Source organism: Pseudomonas sp. MF6751 (genome assembly GCF_016613265.1).
GTDB lineage: Bacteria > Pseudomonadota > Gammaproteobacteria > Pseudomonadales > Pseudomonadaceae > Aquipseudomonas > Aquipseudomonas fluorescens_BV.
The window spans coordinates 50,921-74,394 of the sequence record NZ_JAENSV010000001.1; the positions used below are offsets into that span (position 1 = coordinate 50,921).

Here is a 23,474-nt window from a genome sequence, read left to right on the forward strand (position 1 = left end):
GGACTCAGCCACCGGACACCAGCTCGAAACGCCCATTGCCCTCGTATGTGGTTTTATTGCCAACAGCAGTGGCTGCGCTCGATAGCCAGGTGTCTACTTGCACCTGCGCCGAAAAAGCGTGGCCTCTGGCAGGAACTCCGCCGACCAGCACTACCAGAGATTGGCCTGGGCGTAGCTGGGCGTCCCGTTCGGTAGGGTTGTGCCATTGCGCTAACTCGATGGGTTTACCGTCGAGTTGAGGATGCTGAAGCGTCAGGTTGAAAAAACCCTGGCGGCCAAACCTGTAGCCAGTCTCATTGGCCGGCACGCCTTGAAAACGTAGCGCAATCACCGCAGCCTCCACGCAGATCACGTTCAGACGTACCATACGCTTTCCCAGCGAAGCACCCCGATTTTCGAGCTGTTCGCCTGGGCGAAGCAGGCCGTAATCGATGATGGGCTGGCTCAGGGACAGGCGGCAGTTCGCAGCACTTGCCGGCGCTGCCAGTAAAAGGCAGCTCAACAACAGCCCCAAGCCTTTGAGACACCCGATACGCCACTCGTTCATGCGGGCCATCTCACCGACAGACCGCCGAAGCGGTTTCGTAGAATTTGCCATTATAGGTTTGCTCCGGAAGGTCGAGTTGCAGCGCGCAGGACACTGTGCTGGAAGAGACTTTAAGGGCCTGGGGCGCGTCGACGTTGCTGAGAAAAATCATCCCATCCCCAACCACCGTGGTCAGCAATGCATTTTCTGGCCCCAGCACGGCAGCGCCCTGAGGCAATGGTTTGCCGTGTATATCCGTAGCGCGCAGCAGTACCCGGCGCACATTGATTACTTCGAAATCGACCCTGTTGAAGGACCCACGGCCCGCTTCCAGGACCTTGGTACCGTTCTTGATATCCATCTGGCGAGGTAGGCTTTTGCCTTCCAACTCCAACACACTCGACTGATAAGCCGGCAAACTGGCGATCACAGCCTTACCCCACGGGTCGGTCCACACCGGCCCTTGAGGTGTGGTAAGACGAGCACCGGCAACCTCGCCCACCGAGACCACGCCAAACGTGTCCTCAACCCGATACGGCGACAATGTGAAACCTTCAGAATGGGCGACCACCGCCCCTTGCAATTGCCCGGAGTAACTGGTGCTGGACGAGTCACGATTCAGCCCCAGCCCCACTTGCGCGTAACGAGAAGACGCGTTGAGCGTGCCGCCCAGGGTGTGCTCACGATGCCCTGCGAAGTCTCTGTCGCTGCGTATCTGGTAGTTCAGCGTCTCGTCGACACGCTCATCATAGGCAGTGCCGATACTGGAGCGCTCTCCCTGACGTCGAGCGAATGCGCTGAGGCTCCGATCACGGCCCAAGGGAACACTGACCTGCAATCGAATACCCAGTCCGTCATCGTTCCGGTCATCGGCACTGTTGGACTGGCCAATCTGAGAGTCCACGGTCACACCGACGCTGGCATATCTGAAGCTCTTGTTCCACGTGCCGTAGATATTCTGGGTAATCCGGCTCTTGAAATCGGCCCCCCGGTTATAACCGATTGAGAAGCCACCCAACTGAGGGTCCGCCCAACTGAATCCTACGGTGTAGTGGTTCTTGAATCGCGAGCCATCCACATCGTTTACATGAGGCGTCACTGTATCGATGACGTCACGATAGCCCGGTGTCTGCGCAGTGGCACTCAAGGACATCTGTACATTCGCAGGCAGGCCGACGCTCACAGACACACTGTTGCGCGCGCCTTGTACGTTTGTTGAATGATCCCGGGACAAGTTGTTACGCACCCCCAGAGAAAAGCGCTGGGAAAAGCTGCTGTCCAGGGCAAGCCCTACCGCATTGTAGCTATCGGTACTTTGTACCCCTGCGCTGACCGCGCTGTCCTTGCCCACAGCCCACGTACCACTGGCCATGGCCAGCAGGGGCTCTTTGGCCCCACTCCCCTCCACCTCGCGGACCTTGCCCAAAGAAGCTGTATATCCAGACTTCACGGGGACCACTGCGCGGAACGTAGCAGCCGGCACGACAAAACTGCGCTGCCCGCCCTGAGTCTCTATCACCGTGACCTGAAGGTCGCTGGTGCCGTTGAGCAAGGGCAGATTGGTCAGCGTAAAAGGCCCCTCAGGAACGACCGTGGTATAGATCAACGCGCCGGATTGCCGTACTTCCACCCGTGATTGGCTCAGGGCTCGCCCCTCGACTACCACGCCATTGTGACTGCCACCACTTTCAATACCATCGGGGAAAATCTGCGCGCCCGTCAGTTGTACTCCCCCAAACACCGGGTTATTGCTCGATATCTGACCGACCTGGAAGGTCGAAGCCAAAGGCAAGAAATCCCGTTGTGCATAGGCGAAAAGGTGTTCGGCCGTTGTGCGGCGATCGTTGGAAATATAAAGCTGGCGGCTGCGGGCAATCCAATCGCCAAAATTGAAGCCCACCTCTGTGGAGGCTGAAAGATACCGATAGGTATCCGCCCTGGAATGACTGTTGATTGCCTGGACGTCGTAATTGAGTAGCGCTGCCGTGCCTCCGCGCGCATAGCTGCCGGAGTCTCGCTGAACGTCTCGCAGCGCTTGCGTAGGCACCACCAACGACACCTCTTCGTTGCCAGGGCGCAATGTCGTTACTGTCTCAGGGTATTCGGCTTTGAAGTCATGACAGGCTTGCTCGGGGGGGACACTTTTGTCGATCACCGAGGAAGGTACCCGCAAGCTGCCACGATCAAGCAAACTACGGGTAAAGCATAGCTCACCTTCTTTATCGAACCGAGCATCCGTCAAGCCTATCCGCTCACCGTTGACGTGCAGGTCCACGACCCTCACACCCTCACTGAAACGTGGCGCATGACGAAAATAGTGGGCAACCGAAGGGCTGATACCCCGCGCCTGCAGCGTTTCCAAGTCGAACCCGGAGATGCTCGATACACGGGCGGCAGAAGCATCCGTGACCACCACCGCCATCATTGCCATGCACACCGACAGGCTCAGCCCGCTTCGCCTGAAAAGCGCCTCACGCTTTTGTACATGATTCAAGTCGTCGGGAACTGCACCGAAATTGCCATTGGTTGTGTTCATGAACGGTCACGGCGCATTCGTGATGAGCAGCGCATCGTAGCTATCGACAGCGAAGCCGTAGACGGTCGCGGGTTCGAGGGTGACCGAGGTCGCACCGGGTACAGGCTTGTCCAAGGCCACCTGCAACACTTCGCCAGGCAGCACGTAGGTACGAGCAAGGCTGGCCGTCACTCGTTGCGGATTAAGACGGACGTCTGCCGCCAAGCGAACTACGTAGGGGCTGTCGTTGCGCACACTCAAGACGTTGGCCTGAAGATGCCAGGTCAGTAGTTCCCAAGGCGCATCGTTTTTTGGCAAGCCTTTGGGATGCAGGATCAGCGGAAGGTTCTGCCGAAGGCTGATACCAATGGTCGCACCGGAACCAGGTTGTGCCTGAGGAATTCCTTCGAAGGACACACGCTTCAGGCGCTGGGTCTTGAGTGGTTCGGTGCCTATTGAAAGAAACCGCACCATCTGACGCTCTCCTGCATCCACGCGTGTGACCGGTGGGGTGACAACAATCAGTTGCTCGGTATCTTCCGGGACATCCTCGATAACCGAGTGCAGCAGTGCCGGACTGCTATCCGTATTGGTGACGTTAATGCTGACTTCACCTTCTGCCTCATGTAGCACAATGACGGTGGTATCAGGACGCATACCGTCGGCGAACAGCACCGCCGGCAAGAAAAAACCTATTAACAAGCATGATTTAAGAAATCTTTTAACCATCACTTCACTACCCACTTGTGCGCACAGGCTTTGCGAAAGAAATATTGGCCGACACAAAGCCCGCTTAATAAAGCGTGGCTCTGCTCGGCCCCTTTCCGCACCTAGTTATAGATAGCGCAGTTCTAAAGTAGCCTGACCGTCCAGATTAATCTGATTACTCATATTTAACTCTGACGTTTTATTGATAACAGGCAACACTTCAATTTGGCCTGCCACTGTATTAAGCTTGATAGGTGCGTAGACATTGCCTGCCCGCCAAGCCGTAAGGTTGGAGGTATGGCCGACGGCTTGGGTGCTATTCGTATGCCAATATCCGCCATTATTCTCGGAACCAACAATCCCCACCGCTACACCGTCCGCCACAGAATTACGTAGGTGGATCAGATACCCACCAATCTTTTGCCCCTGGGACGTAGCACCCAATCCGAAGTTATAAATATCTTTATAATTACTGCCAAAAAGACTGAGCATCATGCCGGGAATTCGAGAGCTTGCACGATTGTCCGACGCCCTGATCGCCACCGTTGTCTTGACATTGCTGGCACACTTGATCGAATAAGGCGTTGTCTTTTTAGCCAACTGTGTATAACGCGTCGGACTCAGGGAATTCGGGTCAATTCTTCCGTAGTCAAAAACCGAATTGGTTATCGTGAAACTGCAGCTGACGGGGGCAATCGTTCCTTTCACACTCAGGTCAGCAGCTTGAGCATGAAAACCAAGGGACGCCAAGCACGCGACACTCATTACAAACATCGTCTTATTCATTTTTAGCACTCTCAACATAACGATAAATATCAGATCAAACCCGATGACTATTAGGCCTGCGCTATCCCCCACACACCGATGCGAATTATCTGATCAAGGAAGTACGAATAGGAGCCTAGAGGTAACGAAGCTCCAAGGTTGCGTGACCGTCCAACTCGATTTTACTGCCCACATCGAGCGCGGACTTTTTATTAATAAAGGTGATAATCTGAATATTCCCCGATACCGAATTAACCTTAAGTGGTGTTTGCGCTCCTGAACCACCCCACCAGGCAATGACATCGCCGCCTTGACCCAACGCGTTGCTTCGATAGTTCGTCCATGTATTGCCATTGTCTGCGGAAGTCAATGTACGGACGGTTCGCCCATCAGCAATAGAGTTTTGAACATGTACGGCATAACCCCCTATTTTTTGTCCTTTGGACGACACACCCAATCCATAGTTGTAGTTATCAGTGTAGCCTTGGTCTATTGAGCTAACGATACCTGGCACTTTGCTGGATGAACGATTATCCACTGCCTTGAGCCCAACCGCAGTGAGTGCAGTTCCCTCGCATTTAACAGCGAACGGCGTAGACTTCGCCGTCAAACGCGTATACTGAGTTTCGCTTAGGCTCGACGGCCGGATATCACCATAATCGAAAACAGCATTAGTCATTGTAAAACTGCAACTGGCAGGAACAATGGCCCCCTTTACGCGCAACTCTGAGGCCTGAGCACTCAGACTAGCCACCGAAAGCACCATACCTGCCACCAAAACAAACTTTACTTTCATGATCTTACATCCTGCATAGACATAGAAATGGATTCGCTAGCAAAAAACCAATATCGCTCATCACTAAAACTGCCGACACAACAACTATCGGAAATAACACAGCTCTAGCGCAGGCTGCTTGCCATCGAACTCATAGTGTTAAACTGCAACGGGCGGAGCCATTAATACCCTTCACTCGTAGATTGGCTGCTTCGACGCTTAAATCTACAGCAGCCAGAAGCAGTCCCGCCGGCACTGACACTTTGCTCTTCATCTGAGCGCCTTAATTTCCTGAATATGTAAAAACAGCACCTATAGTCAGCGATGTGAGGTGTTCACTTGTTTAACCCCACACGCATAACTACCCCCTTGCACAAGCCCTGAGCGACAAATAATTACCGCCACGGCTTAATTGCCGACCGGCAGTATCGGCGCCACACATAAATAATTAAGCCGGAAAAATACCTCAATCAACGTAAGACAGCTCTGCGAAAACGGCTCACATTTAGATTGTTTACTGTAGGAGCAAACACAAAAAACCAAGACAAATATGCATACACATGTAGGACTAAGTTGACCATCCAGAAATTACGCACACTGCAAGTTATGAACTACAGCGACTCCTGACCCAATAACACAGCTATCGCAACCACCTCCTACAAGCGGCATTCACAATTTCTGATGAGTGATTGGGGAAAATTCCTCTGGCACTACGCGTTGGCGCCAGCCGTCGATCGTGGCACGATGGCGAGGTTATCGACCGAGACCCCCAAACCATGCCGCAATCCCAAGCCAAGAATCTGTCCTTGATCGCCGCCATCGACCTGGGCTCCAACAGCTTTCATATGGTCGTGGCCAAGGCCCAGAACGGCGAGATCCGCATCCTTGAGCGGCTCGGCGAGAAGGTGCAACTGGCCGCCGGGATCGACGACGAGCGCAAGCTCAATGAAGAATCCATGCAGCGCGGGCTCGATTGCCTCAAGCGTTTCGCGCAACTGATCAACGGCATGCCCCCTGGCGCGGTGCGTATCGTTGGTACCAACGCCTTGCGCGAAGCGCGCAACCGCAACGAATTCATCCATCGCGCCGAGGAAATCCTCGGGCATCCGGTGGAAGTCATCTCGGGCCGTGAAGAGGCACGCCTGATCTACCTCGGCGTGTCCCACACCCTTGCCGACACGCCCGGCAAACGCCTGGTGGCGGACATTGGCGGTGGCAGCACCGAGTTCATCATCGGCCAGCGTTTCGAACCGCTACTGCGTGAAAGCCTGCAGATGGGATGCGTGAGCTTCACCCAGCGTTATTTCAAGGATGGCAAGATCACCCCGGCGCGTTATGCCCAGGCCTACACCGCAGCGCGCCTGGAAATCATGAGCATTGAACATGCCTTGCACCGCCTGACCTGGGATGAAGCCATCGGCTCGTCCGGCACCATCCGTGCCATTGGCCTGGCCTTGAAGGCCGGTGGCCATGGCACCGGTGAGGTGAACGCCGAAGGCCTGGCGTGGCTCAAGCGCAAGCTGTTCAAGCTGGGGGATGCAGAGAAAATCGACTTCGACGGCATCAAGCCCGACCGTCGCGCCATTTTCCCTGCGGGCCTGGCGATTCTCGAAGCCATCTTTGACGCCCTCGAACTGCAACGCATGGACCACTGTGACGGCGCCCTGCGCGAAGGTGTGCTCTACGACCTGCTGGGCCGGCACCACCATGAAGACGTGCGAGAGCGCACCCTCAGCTCGCTGATGGAGCGTTATCACGTCGACCTGGAGCAAGCCGCCCGCGTCGAGCGCAAAGCCTTGCACGCCTTCGACCAGGTGGCCGAGGACTGGGACCTGGAGGACGGCGTCTGGCGCGAGTTACTCGGCTGGGCAGCCAAGGTGCATGAAGTCGGCCTGGACATCGCCCACTACCATTATCACAAGCACGGCGCGTACCTGATCGAACACTCGGACCTGGCCGGTTTCTCCCGGGAAGACCAACAGATGCTCGCGCTGCTGGTACGCGGCCATCGTCGCAATATTCCCAAGGACAAGTTTGCCGAGTTCGGTAAAGACGGCATCAAGCTGATCCGCCTGTGTGCGCTGCTGCGCTTTGCAATCCTGTTCCACCACATCCGCGGCACCCAGGAAATGCCCCAGGTCAAACTGCACGCCGATGGCGATAGCCTGGAAGTGATGTTCCCCAAAGGCTGGCTGGATGAAAACCAGCTGACCCAGGCGGACTTCGCCCAGGAAGCGGAATGGCTGACGCGGGTAGGGTTCAGCCTGAACCTGCGCTAAGCAAATCTAAAAGCATTCTGCAAAACAAATGTGGGAGCGGGCTTGCCCGCTCCCACATGGAATTGCGTATGCCTGGGCTAGTTCACCGTCAGAATCGGGCTACCCAACTTCTCCAGCAACGTCGCCTGCGCGCTGCGCGGGTTCTGGTTGCCGGTCGGGGTGTTACGCACGTAGCGCCCATCCGACTGCAGGCTCCAGCTATGGGTGTTGTCGGTCAGGTAGCTTTCCAGCTCCTTCTTGACCCGCATGATCAGCTTCTTGCCTTCCACCGGGAAGCAGGTCTCCACGCGCTTGTCGAGGTTGCGCTCCATCCAGTCGGCACTGGAGAGGAACATCTGCTCTTCGCCGCCGTTGAGGAAGTAGAACACGCGTGTGTGCTCCAGGAAGCGGCCGATGATCGAGCGCACGTGGATGTTATGCGACACGCCCACAATGCCGGGGCGCAGGCAGCACATGCCACGCACCACCAGGTCGATGCGCACACCGGACTGGCTGGCCTTGTACAGCGCGCGGATGATCTTCGGGTCGGTCAGCGAGTTGAACTTGGCGATGATGTGCGCCGGTTTACCGTCGAGAGCGAACTGGGTCTCGCGGGCAATCATGTCGAGCATGCCCTTCTTGAGGGTGAACGGCGCGTGCAACAGCTTCTTCATGCGCAGAGTCTTGCCCATGCCGATCAACTGGCTGAACAACTTGCCGACGTCTTCGCACAGCGCGTCGTCGGACGTCAGCAAGCTGTAATCGGTGTAGAGCTTGGCGTTGCCGGCGTGATAGTTGCCGGTACCCAAGTGGGCGTAGCGCACGATCTCACCGGCTTCACGGCGCAGGATCAGCATCATCTTGGCATGGGTCTTGAAGCCGACCACGCCGTAGATCACCACCGCACCGGCCGCTTGCAGGCGGCTGGCCAGTTGCAGGTTGGACTCTTCGTCGAAACGCGCACGCAACTCGATCACCGCGGTGACTTCCTTGCCATTACGCGCCGCATCCACCAGCGCATCGACGATTTCCGAGTTGGCACCGCTGCGGTACAGAGTCTGGCGCACGGCCAGGACATGCGGGTCTTTGGCGGCCTGGCGCAACAGGTCGACCACCGGGGTGAACGACTCGAAGGGGTGCAGCAGCAGGATGTCCTGCTTGCTCACCACGCTGAAGATGTTCTCGCTGTTTTGCAAAAGTTTCGGGATCTGCGGGGTGAACGGCTTGTATTGCAGTTCAGGATGGCTGTCCAAGCCGGTGATGCTGAACAGGCGCGTCAGGTTCACAGGGCCGTTGACCTGGTACAGCTCCGACTCGGCCAGGTTGAACTGCTTGAGCAGGTAGTCCGACAGATGTTTCGGGCAGGTGTCCGCCACTTCCAGGCGCACCGCATCGCCATAGCGCCGCGAGAACAGTTCGCCGCGCAGGGCACGGGCCAAGTCTTCGACGTCTTCGGAGTCCAACGCCAGGTCGGCGTTACGAGTCAGGCGGAACTGGTAGCAGCCCTTGACCTTCATGCCCTGGAACAGGTCATCGGCGTGCGCGTGGATCATCGACGACAGGAATACATAGTTGTCGCCAGCGCCCCCTACCTCTTCCGGTACCTTGATGATCCGAGGCAACAGACGCGGCGCTGGAATGATCGCCAGGCCCGAATCGCGGCCGAAAGCGTCGATACCTTCGAGTTCGACGATGAAGTTGAGGCTCTTGTTCACCAGCAAGGGGAACGGGTGCGTCGGGTCGAGGCCGATAGGCGTGATGATCGGCGAAATCTCGTCCCGGAAGTAACGGCGCACCCAGGTCTTGATCTTGGCGGTCCAGTGACGACGACGAATGAAGCGGACCTGATGCTTTTCCAGCTCCGGCAGCAGGATGTCATTGAGGATCGCGTACTGGCGGTCCACATGGCCGTGTACCAGCTCACTGATGCGCGCCAGGGCCTGGTGCGGTTGCAGGCCGTCGGCACCGGCTTGTTCACGGGCGAAGGTGATCTGCTTCTTGAGGCCGGCAACACGGATCTCGAAGAACTCGTCCAGGTTGCTGGAGAAAATCAGCAGGAATTTCAGCCGTTCCAGCAAGGGGTAGGACTCATCCAGCGCCTGCTCGAGCACGCGGATGTTGAATTGCAGTTGTGACAACTCGCGGTGGATGTACAGGCTGCTGTCATCCAGGTTGGTGACCACTGGCACTGGCGCCGGCGCAGGTGCTTCGGCCACCACCGCAGGCGGTGCAGGCTCCAGCTCCGGCGGGGTCTGGGCGACTTGTTCAACCACCGGGTGAGCGTCTTTTACGGCAACTTCTGAGAGTCCTTCGGTATTCATCGAGTGTTCCTGTGAGGGCTATTGTTGCTCTCTAAGCAATTGGGCGGCGCGGGCGGCGAAGTAGGTCAGAATGCCATCAGCGCCGGCACGTTTAAAGGCAGTCAGGGATTCGAGGATCACCCCTTCACTCAACCAACCATTCTGGATTGCCGCCATGTGCATGGCGTATTCACCGCTGACCTGATAGACAAAGGTCGGCACTTTGAATTCCTCTTTGACCCGGTAAAGAATGTCCAGGTAAGGCATCCCCGGCTTGACCATCACCATATCGGCGCCTTCGGCCAGGTCGGCGGCCACTTCGTGCAGGGCTTCCTGGCTGTTGGCCGGGTCCATCTGGTACGAGGCCTTGTTGGCCTTGCCCAGGTTCAGCGCCGAGCCTACCGCATCGCGGAATGGGCCGTAGTAGGCGCTGGCGTATTTGGCCGAGTAGGCCATGATCCGCACATTGACGTGACCGGCCAGCTCAAGGGCTTCGCGAATCGCCTGGATGCGCCCGTCCATCATGTCCGACGGTGCAACCACCTGGGCGCCCGCAGCCGCGTGGGACAACGCCTGCTTAACCAGTGCATCGACGGTGATGTCGTTCTGAACATAACCGTCTTCGTCAAGAATGCCATCCTGGCCGTGGGTGGTGAAAGGGTCCAGGGCCACGTCGGTGATCACGCCCAGCTCCGGGAAACGCTCGCGCAGGGCACGGGTGGCACGCTGGGCAATCCCCTGGGGGTTCCAGGCTTCGGCGGCGTCCAGGGTCTTGAGTTCGGCCGGGGTCACCGGGAACAGCGCCAGCGCCGGGATGCCCAATTCGACCCACTTCGCCGCCTCTTCAAGCAACAGGTCAATGGTCAGACGCTCCACACCCGGCATCGACGCCACCGCTTCCCGGCGATTTTCACCGTCGAGCACGAAAACCGGCAGGATCAGATCATTCGTGGTCAGTACATTTTCACGTACCAGGCGACGAGAAAAATCATCACGACGATTGCGACGCAGACGGGTGGCGGGGAACAGGCGATTGGCAGGGGTAAAGCTCACGACAGACTCCTGAGCCCGTGTTTACGGGCGAGCGTTGCAGTTATAAGCGGCCATTATGACGAATGAATGACAGTTGTGCTTATCGACACGACCTGTAGTCCCATTCGTCATTTGCGTAGGAATTGTTCACTTCGTGACACATCTCGATACTTTCATGAATCTTCGTGAAGGCGTAGGCTGCGCGTTCATTTCGCCAGCACCCTAGACCATGCTTCAACAATTTCTGCATGACTTCGGCTACTTTGCCCTCTTTCTCGGCACGTTCTTTGAAGGCGAGACCATCCTTGTACTCGCAGGCTTCCTGGCGTTCCGTGGCTACATGGATATCAACCTGGTGGTGGTCGTTGCCTTTTTTGGCAGCTACGCCGGCGACCAGCTCTGGTACTACATGGGGCGCAAGCACGGCCGCAAGTTGCTGGCGCGCAAACCGCGCTGGCAACTGATGGGCGACAAGGCACTGGAACATATCCGCAAGCATCCGGATATCTGGGTATTGAGTTTCCGCTTCGTATACGGCTTGCGCACGGTGATGCCCGTGGCGATTGGCCTGTCCGGCTACCCACCGTTGCGCTACCTGGTTCTGAACGGTATTGGCGCGGCGATCTGGGCCGCGGCACTGGGGGCGGCAGCCTATCACTTCGGCGCGGTGCTGGAAGGGATGCTCGGCAGCGTCAAGAAATACGAGTTGTGGGTATTGGGCGCCTTGCTGGTGCTGGGCTTTGGCCTGTGGCTGCGCCGTCGCTTCAAGAATGCCCGCATCGCCCGCCAAGCCTGTGCCGAGGCCAAGGCTCGGCTGGCTAACGAGCCAGCCTCGGTCGAAACGCCTAAGACACCAGCCGAGTAAGCCGGCTTCTGCAACAGTAGAGGCCGATGATGCTGAGCAGGCTGTAACTCGCCAGGCCCAGCCAGCCCAGGTTGCTGGCGGGCCACAACCCCACCAGCGGCGCCAGCCATACCAACGGAACATTCAGCGCCAGGCGCGCCAGCTCGGCCTTCAGCGCCCATGGGCGATTCTCCAGCGCCACGCCCAGGGTAAACAACCCCAGCGCCATCGTGCCCCAGCCAAGGACCAGCGCCGTGGAGGGCAAGCCCTCACCGAAATTCATCAGATAACTGCCAAACCCTACATAGGCCGCAAACTGCAAGGCGATGTAGACCTGTTGGCGCACATCCAGCGGGACCTCGAATTTGCGGAACTGACTCAGGTCCGGCTTGGCCATCGGGTACTTGGCCTTGACGTCCGCCGGGCGCCAGCCGGTGCGCATGAACCAGATACGCAGCTTGTCCCACCAACGCTCAGTACGCCGGGCGTCACTCCAGAGTTGCGCATAAAACTGCAGGTTGGCCCACAGCGGGTTCCAGCTGGCCAGGGGTGTGGTCACACCGAAAATCACCGGTTCGTTGTCGTCTTCCTCCTGGAAGGTGCCGAACAGTCGGTCCCAAATAATGAACACCCCGCCGTAGTTGCGATCCATGTAGAGAGCGTTCTGCGCATGGTGGGCCCGATGATTGGACGGTGTGACGAAAAACCATTCGAACCAGCCAAGCTTGGGAACATGGCGTGTATGGACCCAGAATTGATAAAGCAGGTTGAGCGACGCCACGCTGATAAACACCACCAGCGGCACACCAACCACCGCCAGGGGCAAGTAGAAGATCCAGCTCAGCAGGAAACCGGTGCTGGTCTGGCGCAAAGCGGTGCTGAGGTTGTAGTCCTCGCTCTGGTGATGCACCGAATGCGCGGCCCACAGGATGTTGCGCTCATGACCCATGCGGTGCAGCCAGTAGTAGCAGAAGTCATAGAACACAAAGGCAAACACCCAGGTCCAGGCACTCTGGGCCGACAATTCGAACAGCGCCAGGTGCTTGAGGGCGAACGCGTATGTCAGCAGGCCCACGCCCTTGGTGAGCAAGCCTGTGGTGGTGGACAGCACTCCGGTGCTAAGGCTGTTGATGGCATCCGCCACTCGGTAGTTGCGCACGCCACGCCAACGGTCGGCCAGCAACTCCACCACGATCAGGGCAATAAAAAACGGTACTGCGTAAGGCACAAAGTCCATGGGCTAGTCCGGTCTATTTTTGTTACATCAAGATTAGGTGCAGCGACGTGAGTTCCCATTGGCAAGAGGTTACAAATTAGTAGACATTTAACGCCATGAATCAGGAGAAATGCCCATGAGCAAAAAGATTGCAGTGATCCTTTCCGGCTGTGGCGTGTACGACGGCGCAGAGATCCATGAAAGCGTGATCACCCTGCTGCGCCTGGACCAGCGCGGCGCTCAAGTGGAATGCTTTGCACCCGACGTAGCGCAGTTGCACGTGATCAACCACCTCACGGGCGAGGAAATGCCCGAATCGCGCAATGTGCTGGTGGAATCCGCGCGCATCGCTCGAGGCGCCGTGAAGGATATTGGCCAAGCCAACGCCGCAGACTTTGACGCGCTGATCGTGCCGGGCGGTTTTGGCGCGGCCAAGAACCTGTCGAACTTTGCCGTGGAAGGCGCCGGCTGCAGCATCAACCCCCAGGTACTGGCACTGGCTGAAGCCTTTGCCGAAGCGGGCAAGCCGGTGGGTTTGATCTGCATTTCGCCGGCCCTGGCCGCCAAGATCTACGGCCCTGGCGTGACCTGCACCATCGGCAACGATGCCAGCACCGCCGCAGCCCTGGACAAGATGGGCGCCACCCACGTCGAATGCACCGTGGAGGACATCGTCGAGGACCAGGCGCGCAAGCTGGTGAGTACACCGGCCTACATGCTGGGCAAGAACATCAGCGAGGTGGCGTCCGGCATCAACAAGCTGGTGGATCGGGTGCTGGAGTTGACCCACGAGAACGACTGATGGGGATGCGGCTGTGGCGAGGGAGCTTGCTCCCGCTGGGTGGCGAAGCCACCCCATCTAAGCTGACGCGGTGATTCAGATAAAACACTGACGACGGCTTTGGGGCTGCTACGCAGCCCAGCGGGAGCAAGCTCCCTCGCCACAGGTCAGGCTGGCTTCATCAAGCGGGTAAGGATTCGGTCCAGCGCATTGGCAAACGCCTGCTTGTCCTTTTCGCTGTGGGGCGGCGGGCCGCCGCCCATCTGGCCTTGCTCGCGCAGGTCGGTAAACAGGTTACGCACCGCCAACCGCTCGCTCATGTTCGCCGGGCTGAATTCCTTGCCACGCGGGTCAAGGGCCGTCACGCCCTTCTTCACCAGGCGGTCGGCCAAGGGCACGTCGCTGCAAATCACCAGTTCGCCAGGCACGGCGTGCTCCACCAGGTAATCATCTGCGGCATCCGGCCCGCTGGGCACTACGATCAACTTCACACAGGCAAAGCTCGGTTTGATCTGGCTTTGCCCTGCCACCAGTACCACCTCAAACTGGCGCTTGAGAGCGAACTTCACCACTTGGTCCTTGGCCGCCCGAGGGCAGGCGTCGGCGTCGATCCACACGCGCATGCTACGCCGCCGCCCGGCGCTTTTCGGTCAGGCGGCTACGGCCATACAACACCACAATCGCCAGGATCGCCACGGCCTGTGCCCCCAACGAGTACGCATCGGCGTGGATGCCCAGCCAGTCGAAGTCAAAGAACGCCACCGGCCGCGTGCCGAAAATGCCCGCTTCCTGCAAGGCTTTCACACCGTGCCCGGCGAACACCACCGACAGCGCACACAGCAACGCGGCGTTGATGCCGAAGAACAGCGCCAGGGGCAACTTCGCCGAACCGCGCAGGATCACCCAGGCCAGGCCCACCAGCAGCACCAGCGCCGTGGCACCACCGGCCAGCACCGCGTTGTGCCCGGCAGGGCCGGCCTGCAGCCACAGGGTTTCGTAAAACAGGATCACTTCGAACAGCTCGCGATACACCGAGAAGAACGCCAGCACGGCAAAACCGAAACGCCCACCGCCGCCTACCAGGCTGCTCTTGATGTAGTCCTGCCAAGCCGCCGCGTGACGCCGGTCGTGCATCCACACGCCGAGCCATAGCACCATCACACTGGCAAACAACGCCGTGCAGCCCTCAAGCAACTCACGCTGGGCGCCGCTGACGTCAATGACATAGGCCGCCAAGGCCCAGGTACCCAAACCTGCCAACAGCGCCAGGCCCCAGCCGACGTTGACGCTGCGCACCGCCGATTGCTGGCCGGTGTTACGCAGGAAGGCGAGGATCGCGGCCAGCACCAGAATCGCTTCCAGGCCTTCACGCAGCAGGATCAGCAAGCCGGAGATATAGCTCAACGACCAGCTCAGGCCATCGCCGCCCAGCAAACCAGCCGATTCAGTGAGTTTGCCTTTGGCTGCATCCAAGCGCTGCTGCACCTGCTCGATAGGCAAGCCGTCCTGCAACGATTGCCGATAGGCCATCAGGGCCTTCTCGGTGTCTTTGCGCACATTGGCATCGACGTTATCCAGGGAGCTTTCCACCAGCTCGAAGCCTTCCAGGTAGGCAGCGACGGATAGATCGTAAGCCTGCTCGTGGTCGCCGTTGCGGAACGCCGCGAGGCTCTTGTCCAGGGTGGCGGCAGTGTAGTCGAGCAACTGCGCGGGGCCACGCTGAACCTGCGGCGGCTGTGCACGCTGGGCGCGGAACGTCGCCGCAGCGCCAGGGCCGTCAGCGGCGAGCACTTCATTGGGGGTCTGGCGCGCCAGGTCGGCAAGGTTGAACGTCTGCTCGCCTTTGGCAGCGGCCGGGTCGGCCGTGAAGCCGGCGATATAGGTTGCCAGGTCCCAACGCTGGCGGTCGTCCAGTTGGTCAGCGAACGACGGCATGTCGGTGCCTTCAACGCCCAGGCCGAGGGTGTTGTAGATCGCGTAGAGGCTCAGGCGGTCCAGGCGCGTTGCATCGCGCAGGTTAGCGGGGGGCGGCGTCATGCCCATGCCTGCCGGGCCATCGCCGGCGCCCGCTGTGCCGTGGCACACGGAACAATGCTGGGCGTAGAGCGGCGCGCCGCGCGTCGGGTCCGGCGTGATGGCCGGCGCCTGGCTGACTTCATACGCCACGGCCAGCTTGGCACCCAATTGACGAGCCTGGCGGGCAACGCTCGCGCCGTCCTGGTGGGCAGTGACCGCGGCCAGCAGTTCATCAACGCCCTTTATCAGCTCGGCGCGCTCGGGTTTGTCTGGCAAATCAGCCACCAGCCCCTGCAACACCCCGAGAAACTCCACTTGTTCACGGTATTCAGAGTCATCCACCACCTTGCCCGCCTCTACCGTCGGTGGGTAGTCGGCGCCAATGTAGTCGAGCAAATGCAGGGCTTGCGGCGCGCCCTCGGCGGTCGCGGCCGACAGATTGAGGCTGCACGACAGCAATGCCGGCAACAGCAGCCAGGCGAGAAAGCGGAAAGGGGCGGTCATGAATGAATCTCAAGTGGAAATACGAAGTAACACTATTGTTGAGCTTTAATGGATTCGACTCAAGGTGTTATTTCATATCACCCTAAAACCAATATGGGAGCGGGCTTGCTCGCGAATGCGGTGCTTCAGTCACTATTTTCTTTGACTGATATACCGTATTCGCGAGCAAGCCCGCTCCCACATTTTTGAGCCAGTCGCTTGGTCAGGCCGTGGCGCGATGCAGGCTGGCAAGGAAACCGGCAGCGCCGACAAACAAGCCAGCAAAGGTGCGGTTTACACGTTTCTGTTGTTTAGGCGTACGCAACAGGCGCAAGACTTTCGAGGCCAAACCTGTGTAGCCCGCCATCACGATCATATCGACGCTGATCATGGTTGCACCGAGAATCAGGTACTGGACCAACAACGGCGCCTGCGGGTTCACGAACTGCGGCAGCACCGCCAGCATGAATACCAGCGCCTTGGGGTTGCTGGCGTTGACCAGAAAGCCGCGGAACATCATCGCCATCGGTTTGCCTATCGGGCGTACGGCGGCGTCATCGGTCATGTCCATGGGCAACGCGCGCCATTGCTTGATGGCCAGGTACACAAGGTAGGCCACGCCGAACCATTTGATCGCATAGAACGCAGTAGACGAGGCCGCCAGAATGGCCCCCAAACCACCGGCGACCACAGCAATCTGCATCGCCAGGCCAAGTTGCAGGCCGATGGCGTTCCAGTAGCCACGCACAAAACCGTACTGTAGGCCGCTAGACATCGAGGCGATGGCACCGGCGCCAGGAGAAAGGGAGATGATCCAACTGGCCAGGAAAAAGGCCAGCCATGTATCGAGAGCCATTGCACACCTCGTAAGGGAGTTAGCGGTTGTGCCTTAAGCTAACTCCAGCGACCAAAGGCTGGCTATAGATATTTACAAGATGTAAACGCTAGCGGTCGCCCGGAAATACGTGGGTTCCCGGCCAACGTCGCACCGAACGCTGGAAGAACAGACTATTGGGCACCTGCACCATCGCGCTGTTGGTCCCGGCTTCCTCGACTTCGATCAGCGTGGTGTAGAGCAAGTTGATCGCCACGACTCGGCCCTTCACGCCCGGCTTGTCGACGGTGTCCACCAACTCGACGATATCACCCAGGCGAAACGGCCCGACGGTAAAGATCAGGATCGCGCACAGCAAGTTGGACAGCACCGACCACATGGCGAAGAACGCCACGGCCGCCACCGCGACAAAGCCGGACAGGGCCGTCCACAACACCGTGGCCGACACACCCAGGCGGCCCAATACAAAGATCAGTGCACTGCCCATGATCAGCCAGCGCAAGCCACCGCGCAGGGGCATCAACAATTGCGGCGGAAACGGGTAGCGCTCACCCAGGCGTGTCAGGCCTTTGGCGACAAAGCGCTGGGCCAGGTAGCCGGCCAGCAGGATCAGCAGGATTTGCACGCCAATCCAGATGGGCTCGATCCATTGCACCGGTACTGGCAATTGCAACGCTTCCATCAGGACAGCGCCTCCAGCTCCGCTTGCAGGGTTTCGAGCAATTCGAGGGCCTCCATCCAGGTTTCCTCCAATTGCCCCTCGCGCACCTTGAGCTTGGCCTGTTCGGCCAGCAGGTCACGCAGCTCGTCCTTGCGCGCCGCCTCGTACACGGCGCTGTCGCCCAGGCTGGCTTCGATCTTGGCCAGGCGCTCATGCACCTTGCCCAGTTCGGCTTCCAGCTTGTCGGCCTCACGCTTGTGCGGCGCCAACTGCTGGCGCAGCGCGGCGGCGGCCTGGCGCTGGGCTTTCTTGTCGGTCTTGTCCGGGTTGACCGGCGTGTTGCTGGCCGGCGCATTGCGCAGACGGTATTCCGTCAGCCAGCGCGCGTAGTCGTCCAGGTCGCCGTCGAACTCTTCGACCTTGCCGTCGGCCACCAGCAGGAAATTGTCGGTAGTGCTCTTGAGCAGGTGACGGTCGTGAGACACCACCAATACCGCACCGCTGAATTCCTGCAGGGCCATGGTCAGCGCCAGGCGCATTTCCAGGTCCAAGTGGTTGGTCGGTTCGTCGAGCAGCAACAGGTTCGGGCGATCCCACGCGATCAGGGCCAGGGCCAGTCGGGCTTTTTCGCCACCGGAGAAATTCAGCACAGGTTCGTCAATGCGCGCGCCACGGAAGTCGAAACCGCCGAGGAAGTCGCGCAGGGTTTGCTCGCGCTCTGTCGGCGCCAGGCGTTGCAGGTGCAACAGTGGGCTTGCCTTGGCGTCCAGGGAGTCCAGTTGGTGCTGGGCGAAGTAACCCACCACCGTGTTCTCGCCACGGGTCAGGCGGCCGGCCAGCGGCTCAAGCTCACCCGAAAGGTTCTTGATCAGTGTCGACTTGCCTGCGCCGTTCGGGCCGAGCAAACCGATGCGTGCGCCCGGCGTAAGCTGCAGCTTGACCTTCTCCAGGATGGTTTTGTCGCCATAGCCCAGGCGAGCATCCGAGAGGTCCAACAGCGGGCTGGAGATCTTCACCGACTCACGGAAGACAAAGTCGAACGGCGAATCGACGTGGGCCGCCGACAGCTCTTCCATGCGCTCCAGGGCCTTGATCCGGCTCTGGGCCTGGCGGGCCTTGGTGGCCTGGGCCTTGAACCTTGCGATGTAGCTTTCCATGTGCGCACGTTGCGCCTGTTGCTTTTCAAAGGCCTGTTGCTGCTGGGCCAGGCGTTCGGCGCGAGCGCGTTCGAACGCGGTATAGCCGCCACGGTACAGAGTGATTTTCTTCTGTTCGACATGGGCGATGTTATCGACCACGGCGTCGAGGAAATCCCGGTCGTGGGAAATCAGCAGCAAGGTGCCCTGGTAACTCTTGAGGAAGTCTTCCAGCCACAGGATCGCATCGAGATCCAAGTGGTTGGTCGGCTCGTCGAGCAGCAACAGGTCCGAGGGGCACATCAGCGCTTGGGCCAGGTTCAGACGCATACGCCAGCCACCGGAGAAGTCGGCGACCGGACGGTCCATCTGTTCGTTGGTAAACCCAAGGCCAGCGAGCATCTTGCGAGCACGGGCGTCGGCGGTATAGCCGTCGGCGCTGTCCAGCTCCGAGTGCAGGCGCGCCTGTGCGGCACCGTCCTGGGCTTTTTCGGCCTCAGCCAGATCGTGCTGCACCTGGCGCAGGCGCAGGTCGCCATCGAGCACGTAGTCGATGGCGATACGGTCCAGGGTGTCGATCTCCTGGCGCATATGGGCAATGCGCCAGTCGGCCGGCAGCAGGCAGTCCCCCGAATCCGGGGTCAGCTCACCCAGCAACAAGGCGAACAACGTGGATTTGCCGGCGCCGTTGGCACCGATCAGGCCGGCTTTGTGACCGGCGTGCAGGGTCAGCTCGGCGTCTTCAAGAAGACGTTGCGGGCCACGCTGTAATGTTAGGCTTTGAAGTCGGATCATAATGGCGGCGGAGTCTACCAGCTTCGTTGGCCGCTGGCTTGGGTGTGAATATGTGCGCTGACCTGTGGAGCTTTGCCCTTTCGACCTATGCCCGCCCGGGCGTGGAGGCCGCTTGCCTGCGCGTGCAGGAGCAAGGGGCAGACGTGTGCCTGTTGTTGTGTGGTGCGTGGCTGGAATGGCGAGGTGTGGCATATAAGCCCGGACGCGTTCAGGCACTGCAACAGATTGCCCAGCCGTGGCGGGTGCAGGTTGTCGAACCCTTGCGACAAATGCGCGTGCAATGGCGGGCCTTGGCCCAGCAGGATGCGCAATTGGCATTGCTACGAGAGCAGGTCAAGACACTGGAACTGGAGGCCGAAAGAACGCTGCTGGCGCGCTTGGAAGCGCTGGCGCAGGCATGGCCGATCAATGAGGTGCCGGGTCAGCAAGAATGGCTTGAAGGCCTGGCGACCGAAGCCGCCAACCTTGACCACGACGCGCTGCTGCAATTGCGCGCCATGGCCACCAACACTTAGGAAGCGCTGGTTGGGTTGGTGCTTGGCGCTACCGGTGCAGGGGTGCTGCTGGCCGATGCAGTTGGAGCGGAGGCTGCTGCCGGAGTGGCAGTGGGTGCTGCTGGAGTAGCTGGCATTGCGGGCGCTGGCTTGGCAGCGGGCTTCGCGGCCGGTTTGGCGGCAGCAGGTTTAGCAACTGGCTTCGCGGCTGGTTTGGCGGCAGCAGGTTTAGCAGCTGGCTTAGCGGCTGGTTTGGCAGCAGCGGGTTTAGCAGCTGGCTTTGCAGCCGGTTTGGCAGCAGCAGGTTTAGCGGCCGGTTTGGCAACTGCCGTTTTAGCGACTGGCTTGGCAGCTGGTTTGGCAGCAGCAGTTTTAGCAGCTGGCTTCGCGGCTGGCTTGGCAGCAGCAGTTTTAGCGGCTGGCTTAGCGGCTGGCTTGGCAGCAGCAGTTTTAGCGGCTGGCTTAGCGGCTGGTTTGGCAGCAGCAGTTTTAGCAGCTGGCTTAGCGGCTGGTTTGGCAGCAGCAGTTTTAGCAGCTGGCTTAGCGGCTGGTTTGGCAGCAGCAGTTTTAGCAGCTGGCTTAGCGGCTGGTTTGGCAGCAGCAGTTTTAGCAGCTGGCTTGGCGGCTGGTTTGGCAGCAGCAGTTTTAGCAACCGGCTTCGCGGCTGGTTTCGCAGCAGCGGTTTTAGCGACTGGCTTAGCGGCTACTTTTGCAGGCGTACGAGCGCCCAGTGCCTTAGCTACGGCTTCCTTCACACGGCCAACGCCTTGGGCCAGTTTCAGGCTTTCTTGAGCGTCTTTTTTGAGTTGGGAAATGTAGCTGCGGGTTTCGGCTTGGCGATCCTTGAGAGCATCCAGCAGCTCTTCAAGTTCTTTGACCGCGCCTTTGGCTTTGGCTTGCGCCTTGGACTTGCCGGCAGTGGCGGCGTCTTGCAGTTTGGTGCGGGACTTGTGCAGTTTTTCTTGCGCTTTACCGCGTTGCTTTTCCAGTTTGGCGAGCAGTTTTTCTGCATCAGCCAAGGCTTGGGAGCACGCGCTTTCCAGATGTTCGAGCAGGCTGCCCGAAAGTTGTTGGAGCAAGTGCAACGGGGTATTTACAGGCTTCTGTTTGGCCGACATGGTTTACCTCCTGGCTGACGTGGGTGCGGCTCATACTAGCCCTCTGCTCTTACCGCCGCTAGGGCATCTTGACAGTATCGTTTGCGTTGCGTTGCAACGTGCGAAAATTCTTATCGATATAACGGAAAACCACGTCACTTTTTACGCAGCCGCACTGGCATAATCCGTCGCACTTTCGCCGGGAGAATGCCCATGTCGCGTTACCTTTTTCTAGTGTTCGGCTTGGCGATCTGCGTGGCCGAAGCAAGCGAGCAACCCTCTTCAAACACCACCGCCGCAACCCCGCACGATCTTGCCTATAGCCTGGGCGCAAGCCTTGGCGAACGGTTGCGCCAGGAAGTCCCCGACCTGCAGATACAGGCCCTGCTCGACGGACTCAAGCAAGCCTACCAAGGCAAGCCACTGGCGCTGGATAACGCGCGCATCGAACAGATCCTCGCGCAGCACGAAGCGCATAACGCCGCCGACGCCCAACGACCTCAAAGCGAAAAAGCACTCGCTGCCGAGCAGCAATTTCTCTCAAAGGAAAAAGCCACCGTCGGCGTTCGTCAGTTGGCCGATGGGATCCTGCTCACCGAGCTGGCACCGGGCACTGGCAACAAGCCGTTGGCCAGCGATGAAGTGCAGGTGAAATACGTGGGCCGACTGCCTGACGGAACTGTCTTCGACAAAAGTACGCAACCGCAATGGTTTCGCCTCAACAGCGTGATCAGCGGTTGGAGCAGTGCATTGCAACAGATGCCGGTGGGTGCGAAATGGCGGCTGGTGATTCCTTCAGCCCAGGCCTATGGCGCAGACGGCGCAGGTGAGTTGATCCCCCCCTACACGCCGCTGGTGTTCGAAATTGAACTGCTCGGTACTCGCCACTGACCCATAAAAAAACGGTGCGACATGCGCACCGTTTTTTATCTCGCCGCCAAGGGTCAGGCCTGGACAGCAGCCTTTTGTTTGTGGGCCGTGTGCAACACTTCGATCAGGCAATCTTCCAACTCGAAACGCTCATGGAGCAGACCGCCGAGCTCCTTGAATTTTTCAGCAACACACTTGCCTTCATCACACAGATCATTGAAGGCCAGCAGCTTCTCGGTGATCACATCAATGCGCGGGTAAAGGGTTTCGGCCAATTCCAATCCGCGCTTGTCATTGAAGGCTTTCGCTTCGCCGGTCAGTTGCTCATAAACCTCAAAATGACCCGCAGACACGTAGTCCACCAAAGACCCGCAGAATTCTTGCAGAGGCTTTTGCTTCTCAGCCAATGCATCGGGATGGGCACCAAGAGTGTCATAGGCCTGAATCAGTTCGTGGCGCTCCAACAGCCATCTATCGATCAGCTTATGCACCCCACCCCAGCGTTCCTGAGCATTCTGACAACTTTCCAACATGATGATCTCTCTTCCCTATTGGGGCGCCGCAGCTCTGTACCTGCGCAACACTTCAAGGATGAAGCAGCAGACGGACAAGGCCGCGTCTGACAAGCGGTTTGGATAACGCGTGCGGGCCAGATTATGCCCGCATGACTATGGCTTCAAGGTACGCAGGAGAGAATGTTCATACAAGTGTTTAATCCGCTCCTACAACCTGAGTCTAGTTTTCAAGGCGTTGCGAGGCGCAAATGCCTGCCGAACAACAACCGTGACACCTGCATGAACCCCAGGATCAGCATCGCCACGAAGAACAACAGGCTCCACTCAGGCAGGCTCAGGTCAAACAGCGTCCAGTTGATTTCGACACAATCGACCGTGCCATTGAACACCGAGCGCATTGCCTGCCAGACAGACAGGTTTTCAAGCATATGCTGCAGGCTGGGCCAGCAATCCCCGACCTGACTTGCCGGCCTGTTCTGCAACAGCACTTGCCTGCCTGCGGTGATGGCGCCCAGCGACGCACAGGCCATGCTCGCCAGCCCGTAGAGGCAATGGCCGGAACGCCCAGGTCTGTGAAGCGCGGCAATCAGGTTGATCAAGGCAAAAGACGCGAGGAACAGGCGCTGTACCTGGCATAGAAAACAAGGTCGTAGCAGCGCGCCGTATTGAAGGTAGAAAGACGCGCCCAACGTCAGCGCACCCGCCATGAACGCCAGGAAAAACAAAGAGCGTAAAGGGGCCAAAGACATTGTTTATCCGCACTGCAAGAGATAGGTCGCTACGGTAGAGGAAAGGCCCGACCCCTTTCAATACGCCCTAGAGCAGACATTTCCTCGAAAACATAAAGACATC

Annotated in this window: 21 protein-coding genes; 5 read left to right on the forward strand and 16 right to left on the reverse strand. The window is 58.9% G+C overall.

Going from position 1 to position 23,474, the window contains the following annotated elements; all coding sequences use genetic code 11:
* Window positions 1-4: 4 nt before the first annotated feature.
* The 5 genes from JJD66_RS00265 to JJD66_RS00285 form a co-directional block, all read right to left on the reverse strand.
* Window positions 5-367 (reverse strand): hypothetical protein, encoded by a 363-nt coding sequence (locus JJD66_RS00265; RefSeq protein WP_152612753.1) that lies wholly within the window; start codon window positions 365-367, stop codon window positions 5-7.
* 190 nt (window positions 368-557) lie between these two features.
* Window positions 558-3,062, reverse strand: a complete 2,505-nt coding sequence (locus tag JJD66_RS00270) for a fimbria/pilus outer membrane usher protein (RefSeq protein WP_267911467.1) — start codon at window positions 3,060-3,062, stop codon at window positions 558-560.
* 6 nt (window positions 3,063-3,068) lie between these two features.
* Window positions 3,069-3,770: a fimbria/pilus chaperone family protein gene (locus tag JJD66_RS00275; RefSeq protein WP_081095710.1), complete on the reverse strand. Its 702-nt coding sequence runs from the start codon at window positions 3,768-3,770 to the stop codon at window positions 3,069-3,071.
* A 105-nt stretch (window positions 3,771-3,875) separates the two neighbouring features.
* Window positions 3,876-4,535 carry a DUF1120 domain-containing protein gene (locus JJD66_RS00280; RefSeq protein ID WP_157717968.1) on the reverse strand — a complete coding sequence of 220 codons (660 nt, stop codon included), beginning with the start codon at window positions 4,533-4,535 and terminating at the stop codon, window positions 3,876-3,878.
* A gap of 115 nt (window positions 4,536-4,650) precedes the next feature.
* Complete coding sequence (locus tag JJD66_RS00285; protein WP_200647394.1) at window positions 4,651-5,310, reverse strand: DUF1120 domain-containing protein; 660 nt, start codon at window positions 5,308-5,310, stop codon at window positions 4,651-4,653.
* A 755-nt stretch (window positions 5,311-6,065) separates the two neighbouring features.
* Between JJD66_RS00285 and ppx the strand changes: the two genes are divergently transcribed.
* Entirely contained in the window at window positions 6,066-7,568 is a 1,503-nt protein-coding gene (gene ppx / locus JJD66_RS00290) for an exopolyphosphatase (RefSeq protein ID WP_003195352.1), read from the forward strand.
* 77 nt (window positions 7,569-7,645) lie between these two features.
* Here ppx and ppk1 read toward each other — a convergent pair whose 3' ends face one another.
* A complete protein-coding gene (ppk1, locus tag JJD66_RS00295) occupies window positions 7,646-9,868 on the reverse strand; it encodes a polyphosphate kinase 1 (RefSeq protein ID WP_054896006.1) in 2,223 nt (740 codons plus the stop codon).
* 18 nt (window positions 9,869-9,886) lie between these two features.
* Entirely contained in the window at window positions 9,887-10,900 is a 1,014-nt protein-coding gene (gene hemB / locus JJD66_RS00300; protein WP_057975313.1) for a porphobilinogen synthase, read from the reverse strand.
* 208 nt (window positions 10,901-11,108) lie between these two features.
* On the opposite strand from hemB, the gene JJD66_RS00305 reads away from it, so the two are divergent.
* Window positions 11,109-11,744, forward strand: coding sequence for a DedA family protein (locus JJD66_RS00305; protein WP_105228929.1), 636 nt, complete (start codon window positions 11,109-11,111; stop codon window positions 11,742-11,744).
* On the opposite strand, the gene JJD66_RS00310 is transcribed toward JJD66_RS00305, so the two are convergent.
* Window positions 11,725-12,960 (reverse strand): sterol desaturase family protein, encoded by a 1,236-nt coding sequence (locus JJD66_RS00310; protein WP_198715841.1) that lies wholly within the window; start codon window positions 12,958-12,960, stop codon window positions 11,725-11,727. The genes JJD66_RS00305 and JJD66_RS00310 overlap by 20 nt on opposite strands.
* Before the next feature lie 115 nt (window positions 12,961-13,075).
* Between JJD66_RS00310 and elbB the strand changes: the two genes are divergently transcribed.
* Window positions 13,076-13,741: an isoprenoid biosynthesis glyoxalase ElbB gene (gene elbB, locus JJD66_RS00315; RefSeq protein WP_034129031.1), complete on the forward strand. Its 666-nt coding sequence runs from the start codon at window positions 13,076-13,078 to the stop codon at window positions 13,739-13,741.
* A gap of 146 nt (window positions 13,742-13,887) precedes the next feature.
* On the opposite strand, the gene JJD66_RS00320 is transcribed toward elbB, so the two are convergent.
* From JJD66_RS00320 to abc-f, 5 genes are all read right to left on the reverse strand, one after another.
* A complete protein-coding gene (locus tag JJD66_RS00320; protein ID WP_105228932.1) occupies window positions 13,888-14,343 on the reverse strand; it encodes a YaiI/YqxD family protein in 456 nt (151 codons plus the stop codon).
* Window position 14,344: 1 nt separating this feature from the next.
* Window positions 14,345-16,240 (reverse strand): FTR1 family protein, encoded by a 1,896-nt coding sequence (locus JJD66_RS00325; RefSeq protein WP_200647395.1) that lies wholly within the window; start codon window positions 16,238-16,240, stop codon window positions 14,345-14,347.
* Between the two features lie 202 nt (window positions 16,241-16,442).
* Entirely contained in the window at window positions 16,443-17,075 is a 633-nt protein-coding gene (locus JJD66_RS00330) for a LysE family transporter (RefSeq protein ID WP_003195369.1), read from the reverse strand.
* Window positions 17,076-17,163: 88 nt separating this feature from the next.
* Entirely contained in the window at window positions 17,164-17,736 is a 573-nt protein-coding gene (locus JJD66_RS00335) for a mechanosensitive ion channel family protein (protein WP_105228934.1), read from the reverse strand.
* A complete protein-coding gene (gene abc-f, locus JJD66_RS00340; RefSeq protein WP_014720438.1) occupies window positions 17,736-19,646 on the reverse strand; it encodes a ribosomal protection-like ABC-F family protein in 1,911 nt (636 codons plus the stop codon). Before abc-f ends, JJD66_RS00335 begins: the two co-directional genes overlap by 1 nt.
* A gap of 50 nt (window positions 19,647-19,696) precedes the next feature.
* Here abc-f and JJD66_RS00345 point away from each other — a divergent pair, with 50 nt between their 5' ends.
* Window positions 19,697-20,161 (forward strand): TIGR02444 family protein, encoded by a 465-nt coding sequence (locus JJD66_RS00345; RefSeq protein ID WP_198715844.1) that lies wholly within the window; start codon window positions 19,697-19,699, stop codon window positions 20,159-20,161.
* On the opposite strand, the gene JJD66_RS00350 is transcribed toward JJD66_RS00345, so the two are convergent.
* On the reverse strand, window positions 20,158-21,258 hold the full coding sequence (locus JJD66_RS00350; RefSeq protein WP_200647396.1) for an AlgP family protein: 1,101 nt from the start codon (window positions 21,256-21,258) through the stop codon (window positions 20,158-20,160). The two genes, JJD66_RS00345 and JJD66_RS00350, sit on opposite strands and share 4 nt — an antisense overlap.
* Window positions 21,259-21,450: 192 nt before the next feature.
* Here JJD66_RS00350 and JJD66_RS00355 point away from each other — a divergent pair, with 192 nt between their 5' ends.
* Window positions 21,451-22,128 (forward strand): FKBP-type peptidyl-prolyl cis-trans isomerase, encoded by a 678-nt coding sequence (locus JJD66_RS00355; RefSeq protein WP_200647397.1) that lies wholly within the window; start codon window positions 21,451-21,453, stop codon window positions 22,126-22,128.
* A gap of 53 nt (window positions 22,129-22,181) precedes the next feature.
* Here JJD66_RS00355 and JJD66_RS00360 read toward each other — a convergent pair whose 3' ends face one another.
* Window positions 22,182-22,640 (reverse strand): Rsd/AlgQ family anti-sigma factor, encoded by a 459-nt coding sequence (locus JJD66_RS00360; RefSeq protein WP_034129039.1) that lies wholly within the window; start codon window positions 22,638-22,640, stop codon window positions 22,182-22,184.
* Window positions 22,641-22,849: 209 nt separating this feature from the next.
* Complete coding sequence (locus JJD66_RS00365; protein ID WP_105228938.1) at window positions 22,850-23,371, reverse strand: disulfide bond formation protein B; 522 nt, start codon at window positions 23,369-23,371, stop codon at window positions 22,850-22,852.
* Window positions 23,372-23,474: the final 103 nt, after the last annotated feature.